General features: G+C 68.6%; 9 protein-coding genes. 1 reads left to right on the plus strand and 8 read right to left on the minus strand.

The features are described from left to right. Positions 1-33: 33 nt before the first annotated feature. The 7 genes from ABIR74_RS07295 to ABIR74_RS07325 are packed head-to-tail and all read right to left on the minus strand — an operon-like array spanning position 34 to position 7,359. On the minus strand, positions 34-1,377 hold the full coding sequence (locus tag ABIR74_RS07295; RefSeq protein WP_348176563.1) for an NAD(P)/FAD-dependent oxidoreductase: 1,344 nt from the start codon (positions 1,375-1,377) through the stop codon (positions 34-36). Continuing rightward, positions 1,374-2,477 carry a sugar kinase gene (locus ABIR74_RS07300; RefSeq protein WP_348176566.1) on the minus strand — a complete coding sequence of 368 codons (1,104 nt, stop codon included), beginning with the start codon at positions 2,475-2,477 and terminating at the stop codon, positions 1,374-1,376. The genes ABIR74_RS07295 and ABIR74_RS07300 overlap by 4 nt, the downstream gene beginning before the upstream one ends. Further along, positions 2,474-3,112 carry a bifunctional 4-hydroxy-2-oxoglutarate aldolase/2-dehydro-3-deoxy-phosphogluconate aldolase gene (eda, locus tag ABIR74_RS07305; RefSeq protein WP_348176569.1) on the minus strand — a complete coding sequence of 213 codons (639 nt, stop codon included), beginning with the start codon at positions 3,110-3,112 and terminating at the stop codon, positions 2,474-2,476. Before eda ends, ABIR74_RS07300 begins: the two co-directional genes overlap by 4 nt. Before the next feature lie 44 nt (positions 3,113-3,156). Further along, positions 3,157-5,613 (minus strand): xanthine dehydrogenase family protein molybdopterin-binding subunit, encoded by a 2,457-nt coding sequence (locus tag ABIR74_RS07310; RefSeq protein ID WP_348176572.1) that lies wholly within the window; start codon positions 5,611-5,613, stop codon positions 3,157-3,159. Further along, positions 5,610-6,089 carry a (2Fe-2S)-binding protein gene (locus ABIR74_RS07315; protein WP_348176574.1) on the minus strand — a complete coding sequence of 160 codons (480 nt, stop codon included), beginning with the start codon at positions 6,087-6,089 and terminating at the stop codon, positions 5,610-5,612. The genes ABIR74_RS07310 and ABIR74_RS07315 overlap by 4 nt, the downstream gene beginning before the upstream one ends. Next, complete coding sequence (locus tag ABIR74_RS07320; protein ID WP_348176576.1) at positions 6,086-6,952, minus strand: FAD binding domain-containing protein; 867 nt, start codon at positions 6,950-6,952, stop codon at positions 6,086-6,088. The genes ABIR74_RS07315 and ABIR74_RS07320 overlap by 4 nt, the downstream gene beginning before the upstream one ends. Further along, positions 6,949-7,359: a hypothetical protein gene (locus tag ABIR74_RS07325; RefSeq protein ID WP_348176578.1), complete on the minus strand. Its 411-nt coding sequence runs from the start codon at positions 7,357-7,359 to the stop codon at positions 6,949-6,951. Before ABIR74_RS07325 ends, ABIR74_RS07320 begins: the two co-directional genes overlap by 4 nt. An 83-nt stretch (positions 7,360-7,442) precedes the next feature. Here ABIR74_RS07325 and ABIR74_RS07330 point away from each other — a divergent pair, with 83 nt between their 5' ends. Continuing rightward, the gene (locus ABIR74_RS07330; protein WP_348176580.1) at positions 7,443-8,345 is read left to right on the plus strand and encodes a LysR family transcriptional regulator; all 903 of its coding nucleotides are present in this window, start codon (positions 7,443-7,445) and stop codon (positions 8,343-8,345) included. Positions 8,346-8,358: 13 nt separating this feature from the next. Here the strand turns inward: ABIR74_RS07330 and ABIR74_RS07335 are convergent. Next, a partial coding sequence (locus ABIR74_RS07335; protein WP_348176582.1) for a tetratricopeptide repeat protein occupies positions 8,359-8,686 on the minus strand: 328 nt, incomplete at its 5' end.

Here is an 8,686-nt window from a genome sequence, read left to right on the forward strand (position 1 = left end):
CATGCTGTGGAACGTCCGTTCCACAGTGTGAGTCTAGACGCGATCGGGTGGCGTGACAAGAGCCCTGACGCCAGCCGCGGCGTCGCGCGCCGTCTGCACCGCGGTCTCCGTGTACCACGTGCCCAGGTAGTCGCCGGCAAGCCAGATCGGAGCGAGCGGGCGGGTCAGGCTCTTCTGCAGGGCCGCCCGACCGACCCGCGGGAACGGCAGTCCCTTCTCCCACCGCTCGATCACGACCTCCTCGACGAGGCCGCGGGTCGCTGGCAGCACCTCGTGCAGGTCGGCGAGGAACGCATCGCGCACGGCGCCATCGTCGAGCCCGTCGAGGCGGCGCGCAAAGCCGGCGGCGGCGTACACCATGAAGCTTCCGCCACGCGCGCGCGTCGTCTCCCCGGCGCGCCGAACGTTCGTGGTGTTGAAGAGCATGCTGAAGGAGCGCTTCGGCGTTGCGAGCGCGTAGAGGTCGTCCCACGGCACCGCGCCGGTCTCATTCGTGAGAAACGCACCGACGACGTAGGGGCCGTAGGGAATCGCGGCGAGCGCGGCCTCCGTATCGGCCGGGAGGTCGGCCACGATCTCGCGAGTCGCGTAGGCGGGGGTTGCGACGATCGCCGTCTTCGCGTCGATGGGCGCTCCTCCCTCGATCTCGACCCGGACGCCCTCGACCGTTCGCTCGACCGACCTCACGCGGGTACCGAGGCACACACGATCTCCGAGCGCTGCCGCGAGCGCGTCGATCACGACCCCGGAGCCACCGAGGATGTTGCGGGAGAGCCCGCCCTTCCTGTCCCAGACGAGGTGGAAGTAGCCGACGCCGTATCCTGCCGCGAGCTCCTCTGGCTCTCCCGACGACCGGGTCAGCGTCGACCGAAAGAGCAGGTCGACATCCTCGGGCAGCTCCCCCGAGAACTCCGCGAACGACCGGTCGTCCATGAAGTCGAGCATCCGCTGCTGGCGTGCTGCAGGATCCTCTCCGTCGCGCGGTGCCGCGATCTTCGCGTACTCGCGCACTGCGAGACGAAGGCGGATGCCCGTTCGCACGAGAGCCGCGCGCGAGCGCAACGGCATCGGGAGCCGGAACGGGAAGCTCTCGACAGGCCCGCTCGAGACGAGCTTGCCGTTGAGCGACACCGCCGCTAATCGCCCGGGGACGGCTTCCGCACCGACGCCGAGCTCCCGGAGCAGCTGCCCGGTACCCGATCCCTCGCCGCCGAAGACGTGCGCCCCGAAGTTGAGCCAGTTCTCACCACGGGGCTCGGAGAAGATCCGCCCGCCAGCTCTGTCGGCCACCTCGAGGAGGACAACATCGAGATCGCGGAGGGAGTAGGCGGCTGTCAGCCCGGCGATCCCGCCACCGATGACGACGACGTCCTTCACCGCTGAACGCGCGCCGAGCCCCCGCCGACGAGCCGCTCGACCTCGGCGACGGTCGCCATCGACGTGTCTCCGGGTGTCGTCATCGCGAGCGCGCCATGTGCGACACCGTAGGCGATCGACCTCTCGGGATCCCAGCCGTGGAGCAATCCGTAGAAGAGTCCGGACGCGAACGAGTCGCCGCCGCCGACGCGGTCGAGGATCTCGAGGCTCTCGTACCTCGGCCCGACGTGGAACCCGTCGCGCGTGCGGCAAACGGCCGACCAGTCGTTGACCGTCGCGCTCCGCACTTCCCGCAGGGTCGTCGCGACGACGGCGAGTCGCGGGTACGCCGCCAGCACCTGCTCGAGCAGGCGGGCATACGCGTCGAGATCGAGGTGGAGCAGGTTCTCGTCGACACCCTCGATCTCGAAGCCGAGCGCGGCGGAGAAATCCTCCTCGTTGCCAAGCAGCACGTCGACATGCTCGACGAGCCGGCGGTTCACCTCGGCCGCGCGCGCCCGGCCGCCGATCGACTTCCAGAGCGACGGGCGGTAGTTGAGGTCGTAGGAGACGATCGTGCCGTGCCGCCGTGCTGCCTCCATCGCCTCGAGCGCGACGTCGGCGGTCGTCTCGGAGAGCGCGGCGAAGATACCGCCGCAGTGGAGCCAGCGAGCGCCGTCGCGGCCGAAGATCTGCTCCCAGCCGACGTCGCCGGGTCGCATCTGCGAGGCGGCCGTATGGCCGCGGTCGGACACGCCGACCGCGCCGCGAACGCCGAAGCCGCGCTCGGTGAAGTTGAGCCCGTTGCGCACCTCCCGCCCGACGCCGTCGTCGGGGATCCAACCGAGGTGGGCACGCTCGACGCCGCCCTGGTAGATGAGGTCGTCGATCAGACGGCCGACGGCGTTGTCGGCGAGTGCGGTGACGATCGCTGTGCGAAGCCCAAAGCAGCGCTTGAGGCCGCGCGCGACGTTGTACTCGCCTCCTCCCTCCCACGCCGTGAACGAGCGGGTCGTCTCGATCCGCCCCTCACCCGGGTCGAGGCGCAGCATCACCTCTCCGAGCGAGACGAGATCGAAGCGGCACTCGTCGGCGGGGCGCAGCGCGAGCACAGCGCTCATAGGCCGCTCACTTCGCGTGCGAGGCGCTCGATCTCGTCAAACCGTCCTTCGCGCACGAGCTCGGGACGCACGAGCCAGCTGCCGCCGCACGCGACGACCGAGGGCACGGCGAGGTAGTCGCCGACGTTCGACGCGTCGACGCCTCCGGTAGGAATGAAGCCGACATCGGGATACGTCGCCGAGACGGCTCGGAGGAAGGATGGCCCGCCGACCTGCGCAACCGGGAACACCTTCACAACGTGACGGCCGAGGACACGCGCACGCTCGATCTCCGACGCGGTCGCTACGCCAGGGAAGAACGGCAGGCCGAGCTCATCGCAGGTGCGTACGACCTCCTCATTCGTGCCCGGCGCGACCGCGAACGACGCGCCCGCGTCGTGGGCGGCGCGAGCCTGCTCCGGCGAAAGCACCGTTCCGGCACCGACGAGCAGCCCATCGACCTCGTGTGCGCGATGAATCGCTTCGGCCGCACTACCGTGGCGGAAGGTGATCTCGAGGCAGCCGATGCCGCCTGCCAGAAGCGCAGCGCCGATCGCAGGCACGCGCGCGGGATCCTCGATCGTTGCGACGGGCACGACGCGGCAGTCCCGGAGGCGGTCGACGACAGCAGCAGAAGAAGAAGCGGACAGGTGCATTCCGACCAGACCCTATCGCGGCGCCCGATCGGCTCGTGCTTGCGTCAAACGTCGCTCGCGCTCGAAGCCCACTCGACGATCTGCTCGGCCGAGATCGGAAGCGACGTCACCGTGACGCCGAAGCGCCAAAGCGCGTCCTCGATCGCCGCGCTCATGATCGCCGGGGTTAGCATTCGACCGCCCTCACCGGCGCCCTTGATCCCGTAGGCCGTGTACGGCGACGGTGTCTCCTGGTGCCCGACAGTCATCACCGGCACGTCCATCGATGAGGGCAGGTGGTAATGCTCGAAGCTCGCGTTCCGGACGCGACCCTCGGCGTCGTAGAGGATCTCCTCGAACATCGCCGTGCCGAGCCCCTGCACGGTGCCGCCGATCACCTGCCCGTCGAGCGTGCGCGGGTTGACGATCGTGCCCGCGTCGTGGACGGCGGCATAGCGGAGGAACTCGAACGAGCCGGTCTCGGCGTCCACCTCGACGACCGCGATGTGCCAGGCGTGGCCGACGAAGGGATAGAAGATCCCGAGATCGGAGCGGTCGGCGTTCGGCAGCGTCGTCAGCGGGTGGTCGTAGGTCGACTGCGCGGCGAGGCCGCTCGGCATGTCGGGCGGCAGGTCGAGCCGGAACATGTACGCCGTCAGCGCGATGTCGGCCAGCGTGAGATGGCGATCGGGGACGCCGACGACCCCCACCCCGCCGTCGCGGAACTCGAGATCGGCCTCGGCGACCTCTAGCTTGTCGCTCGCGATCCGCCGGATCTTGTCCTTCAGCTCCGAGGCCGCACCGGCGACCGCACCCGAGACCATCACCGTGTAGCGCGAGCCCCCGGGCCCGGTGCCCGGCAGAGCGTTCTGCGAATCGGCGTAGTTGACGACGACCGAAGCCGGATCGACGTCGAACTCCTCGGCAACGACCTGCGAGACAACGGTCTCGGGGCTGTTTCCCCACATCGACTGCGAATGGAGCGTGACGATGATCTCACCCGTCGGGTCGATGCGGACGCTCGCGCTCTCCGGGCTCGAGGTCGGCGTGAACTGGGGATCATCGAACCAGAACCAGAACTCCGTCGAGCTGAAGACGCTCCGCTCCTGCGAGGCGACAATGCCGATTCCGACGTGGCGCCCCTCCGCGCGTGCCTTCTCGCGATAGTCGACCCAGTAGTCGTAGTCGACCTCCTCGAGCACCTTGGCGAGGACGCCCTGGTAGTTGCCGCTGTCGTAGATGTTCCCCGTGGGGGTGCGATAAGGGAAGGAGCCCGCGGGAATGAGGTTGCGGCGCCGGATCTCGACGCGGTCGAGGTCGAGGTCGCGTGCGGCCATGTCGACGAGCCGCTCGAGGATCCAGTTCGAGACCTCGGCCCCGAAGCCGCGGTAGGCACCCTGCTGGTTTTTGTTCGTCAGCACCGCCGCGAGCGAGTACTCGACGTGCTGGATCCGGTACGGACCGACGATCTGCGAGAGGGCATTCCCGTGCGTGCCGGTGCCGAACTGGAGATAGGCGCCGTAGTCGTCGATGCACGAGATGCGCAGCGCCTTGAACTCGCCGTCGTCGTCGAAGGCAAGCGACGCCTCGTACCGGCGGTCGGAGCCGCAGTGATCGTTATTCGTGATGTGCGTCCGGCGATCCTCGACGTACTTCACCGGCTTGCCGACGAGCATCGAGAGGAAGCCCGCGAAGGTCGGCACCTTGTGCATGAAGAACTTCGAGCCGAAGCTACCGCCGGCTGGAACGGGCACGAGACGCAACTTGCTCGCCGGAATCTTCAGCGACCCCGCGATCAGCCAGAGGAAGTAGGTGAAGTTCATCGAGTTCGCGTGGATCGTGACGACACCCGAGCCCGGGTCGTAGTCGCCGATCGCCCCGTTCGTATCCATCGGCATGCCTGTCGAGCGCGGCCAGTAGAGGTCGGCTGTAATGGATCGGTCGGCATCCTCGAACGCCTGGTCGACCTCGCCGAACGTGAACGTACGCTCGTAGGCCGTGTTGGTGCCGAGCGCATCGTGCACGAACGCCGAGCCGTCCTCACGTGCGGCGACGGGATCGAGCACGACGGGGAGCGGCTCGTAGACGACCTCGATCAGCTCGCATGCGTCCTCGGCGATGTAGCGATCCTCCGCGATCACGGCCGCAACGGTCTCGCCGTAGTGCCGTACCTTTTCGATCGCGATCATGTCCTGGACGATCGGTCCCGCACCGAAGGAGGGAAGCGGCGCCGCGTGCTCGGCGACATCCTTGCCCGTGACGACCCGAACGACACCCGGGAGCGCTTCGGCCTTCGACGTATCGATTGAGACGATCTTCGCGTGCGCGTGCGGGCTGCCCACGACGGCCGCGTGAAGCATCCCGGGCAGCTTGATGTCGTCGAGGTAGCGGCCCTGCCCGCGTAGAAAGCGCGGGTCCTCGACGCGGTTCAGGCTCTTACCGAGCCACCGTCGCGGCTTGTCCGTGCCGGCCGTTTCGCGGGCGACCTTGGCTGCGTTCGGATCCTGCTCGGCGATGTTCATGTCGCTCCCCCTGCTGCTGCGCGGATCGAATCGACGATGTGCTGGTACCCGGTGCAGCGGCAGATCACACCGCTGATCGCGTCCCGGATCTGCTCGTCGGTGCCCCCGTCGGGATGCGCTTCGAGATACTCATGCGCCGTCAGGAGCATCGCGGGCGTGCAGAACCCGCACTGCAGGCCGTGGTTGTCGTGGAACGCCTGCTGCAGCCGACCCAACGTGCCGTTCGGCTCGGCCAATCCCTCCACCGTCGTCACAGCGCGCCCATCTGCCTGGACCGCGAACATGAGGCAGGCGCGCACCGTCTCGCCGTCGACGAGGACGTTGCAGTTCCCACAGAACCCGTTCTCGCAGGCGACGTGGGTGCCCGTCAGATCGAGATCGTCGCGCAGGAAGTCGGCGAGCGTCCGACGCGGCTCAGCGAGCCCTTCGCGCGGCATGCCGTTGACCTCGAGCCTCACCACAAGCCTGTCGCTCATGCCGCCACGCTCGCTTTCTCGCGGGCGTCGTGAAGTGCCCGGAGGGCCAGCGTGACCGCGACGCGCTTCCGGTACGCCCCGCTGACCTCGATATCGTCCTCCGGCTCGATCCCGGCGAGCGACTCCACCACAGCGGCGCGCTCGCTCTCTCCGATCGAGGTTCCGACGAGGTGGGAGACGTCGACGCGATAGGGCGTCGACGCCACTCGGAGGAGGACGAGCTCGGCTGCGGTGCACGTTCCCGCATCGTCGAGCGTGACGGTCGCACCGGCGGCCACCCGGGCGAAGTCCCTGTAGCGGGCGCTCACTTCGTGGAATCCCGCGCCCGTGCGGGCCGCAGCGGCAGGAATGCGCACCGAAGTGAGGAGCTCGTGTGGCTCGAGGACTGTCTGATACGGCCCCGTGAAGAAGGCACGTGCCGCGACGGTACGCTCGCCGTCTGCGGATCGAATCTCGAGCTGCGCGTCGAGTGCGACGACCGCTGCCGTCAACTCGGCCCACGGAGCAGCGAACGCGAGCGACCCACCGACCGTGCCGCGGTGGCGCGTCGCGAGGTAGCCGGCGAACCGGCCGGCGGCCTGAAGGAGCGGCTGCCGTGCCCGGGCCGCCTCGCTGTCGAGCAGCGTCTGTTGGCGTGTGAGAGCGCCGATCCGAAGGGTGCCATTCGCCTCGGTCTCGATCCCGTCGATTCCCGGGACACGGTTGACGTCAACGACGAGCGTTGGCTTGACAACCCGTGCCTTGAGCAACGGCACGAGGCTCTGACCACCGGCGAGCACGCATGCACCGTCCCCGGCCGCGAGCAACGACAGCGCCTCGTCAAGGGTCTCGGGTGCGCGATAGGCGAACGGTGCAGCCTTCACGCCGCGACCCGGACCCGGTCGAGCGGGAGAGCGTCGTTCGCGCTGCCGAGGTACTCGACCGTCGTGAAGATCAGATCCTCGTCTCCCGCGTTCGCGAGATCGTGAACCATCCACTCGCCCGGGCCGAACGAGAGTCGGCGCGTCTCACCCACCTCGTAGCTCACCTCCAGGGTGTCGCCGTCGCCCGTGTGGCTGATCGCCGTACCGCCGCTAACACAGGTCCAGACATAGTCGAGCACATGCCGGTGGAAGGCGATGCGCTCACCGGGCGTGAGGCGAATTTCCCAGTGACGCGCGTACTCGTCCTCGAGCAGCAGGCGGGTTCCGACCGCAGGATTCGAGCTATTCGCCTCGAGCTCGTCGCGGAGCTCAGGCGGCCACTCGGAAAACGATGGGGCCTGCGTCATTGGGCGACAATGTACGCCGTACGAGTGTTCGCCACAATGACGTATATCCTTGGATACCGGAAGCCTATGCCTAACACTCACTCGTGAACCTCCGCCAGCTCGAGTACTTCATCGCGATCGCGGACGAGGGCTCGTTCCGCGCGGCCGCCGAGAAGGTGCGCGTGGCGCCACCGTCGCTCTCGCAGCAGATCCGGGTGCTCGAGGCCGAGGTCGGGGGGCCGCTCTTCGAGCGTCTCGCTCGCGGCTCGCGGCTGACGCCGGCAGGGCGAGCCATGCTGCCCGACGCGCGGGCCGCTGTGACGTCGGCGCGGCGAGGCGGCCGTGCGGCGCGAGCCGCGCTCGCACTCGAGCAGGCCGACCTCGAGGTCGCTACGGTTCTCTCGCTGGCGGTCGGACTGCTCCCCGGAGCGATCGAGCGCCTCTACCTCGCCTATCCCGGGATCGCCGTGCGGCTGCATGAATATCTGCACCGGGACGAGCTGGTGCGCGCCGTCGACGACGGGACCGGTGACATCGCCGTCGGACCCGCGCCGCCAACGCGCGAAGGCCCCGTCGTCGAGCTCGGCCACGAGAGCTTCGTCGCGATCCTTGGGCCGCGCCATCCCGCCTTCACATCGCCGAAGCCCGTCCCGATCGGCGCCCTCGCCGACGACGACTGGATCCTCTTCCCCGCCTGGCACGGACTCCACGGCCTCGTCTCGGCGATCTGTGCCCATGCCGGATTCGCTCCGCGCGATGCGATCACGACGGCGCAGGTCGAGGCTGCGGTGCGGCTCGCAGCGGGAGGACTCGGAGTCGCGATCGTGCCCGCGAACATCGTGCCGCCGCATCTCGAGGCGCACGTGCGTGAGCTCGACCCACCGGTGTTCAGGGTGCTCTACGCCTATGCGCGCTCCGAGTGGTCACCGCAGGCACGGGCGCTCCTGACGGCTCTGGAGGAAGAGTCGTGGCCCACGGTTCCACCGGGTGCTCTCGTCCTCGATTGACGGAGCCTCCCGCCTACCAGCCGGTGAGCTTCCAGATCTCCGGCTCGAGGCGGCCCTCCTCGCCGATCTCGGCAAAGAGTGCCACCGCGTGCTTCAGTTCCTCCATTGCCTCGTCCTGTCGGCCCGTCGCCCGCAAGAGGTCAGCAAGGTTGTTGCGCAGGGCCGCTTCGCGGTGGCGGTCACCCTGCATCACGCAGAGCTCGAGCGCTGCCGCCGTCAGCTCGATCGCGCGGTCAGGGTCGCCCGAGGCGCGGACGGCGAAAGCGAGGTTGTTGAGCGCCGCCGCCTCGGCGCCACGGTCACCGGCGGCACGGGCGATCGTCGCTCCGAGCTCGAGGTGC

Source organism: Gaiella sp., from assembly GCF_039915195.1.
Taxonomy (GTDB): Bacteria; Actinomycetota; Thermoleophilia; order Gaiellales; family Gaiellaceae; genus Gaiella.